Genomic DNA, 1,171 nt, shown 5'->3' with positions numbered 1-1,171 from the left:
GCCGCGCGGCGCCGGCCCCGCAACCCCTCCTCCCCCACCGTTACCCCCGGCGGTGGGGGAGGAGGCCTTTCCAAAAAGGGAATTGACGGAGCCTCAGCTTGCGGAACGGCTCGAAACGGACGCCGGAAGCCATCGCGGAGTGAGTGTTCACCCGCTAGGCTGGACGGGCAGTCGGCACCCCGGCCGCGGTGGGGCGGGGTGCCGGGCACGGCCTCCCCGCCGCACTCCGAGCGCCGGGATCCCGGCGCGACCAGCCCACCAGGAAGCGGGTCGACTCCATGGCCGACATACCCAGCCAACGGCGTGCACTCTCCCGGGACCTCCCGCCCGCCGCCGCCCACGGCACATCCCCGGTGACCAGGATCGGCGTCATCGGTCTCGGCGTGATGGGCGGCGGGATGGCCTCCCGGCTGCTCGACCGGGGCCACCGGATCGTGGTCCACAACCGCACCCCCGAGCGCGCCGCGCCGTTCGCCGCCCGTGGCGCGGAGGTCGCCGCCACCCCGGCCGAACTGGCCGCGCGGGTGGACGTGGTGCTGCTCAGCCTGGCCTCCGAGGCGGCCGTCGAGGAGCGGTTGTTCGGCGCCGACGGGGTGCTGGAGACGCTGCCCGCGCACGGCGTCGTGATGGACACCAGCACCGTCTCCCCGGACTTCGCCCGCTCGGTGGCCGAACGCGTCGCGGGCTGCGGCCGCGGCTGCGTCGACGCCTGCGTCATCGGCAACGGCCGACACGCCAGGGACGGTGAACTGCGCTTCATGGTCGGCGGACCCGCCGCCGCCTTCGAGCGGGTGGGCCCGGTGCTGGAGCCGCTCGCCAAGGAGGTCCGCCACCTCGGCCCGAGCGGCCTGGGCGCCACCGCGAAGGTCATGCTGAATGTGCTGATGGGCGTCGAGATGCAGGTGCTCGCCGAGTCCGTGACGCTGGCCCAGCGGGCCGGCATCGACCGCGAGCTCGCCCTGTCGATGATCAGCGAGAGCGGTTTCAGCTCCCCGGTGATGCGCTACAAGGCCGGTGTGATGCGCCACCGTGCCTACGGCGACCCGCAGTTCCGGCTCGACCTGATGCGCAAGGACCTGCGGCTGGCCACCGCCGAGGCCGGCCGGCTGGGCGTGGCCACCCCCGTCTGCGACGCCACCCACGAGACGCTGGTGGCCGCCGCCGAGGCCGC

At 74.3% G+C, this 1,171-nt stretch carries 1 protein-coding gene; it reads left to right on the top strand.

All coding sequences use genetic code 11. The features are described 5' to 3' along the window. Positions 1-278 precede the first annotated feature (278 nt). Positions 279-1,171 (top strand): NAD(P)-dependent oxidoreductase (locus ABD308_RS12375; protein WP_344332704.1); only part of this gene is annotated, 893 nt, incomplete at its 3' end.

This window comes from Kitasatospora putterlickiae, assembly GCF_039527695.1.
In the GTDB taxonomy this organism is placed as follows: domain Bacteria; phylum Actinomycetota; class Actinomycetes; order Streptomycetales; family Streptomycetaceae; genus Kitasatospora; species Kitasatospora putterlickiae.
This window is presented reverse-complemented; position numbering and strand designations above follow the sequence as displayed.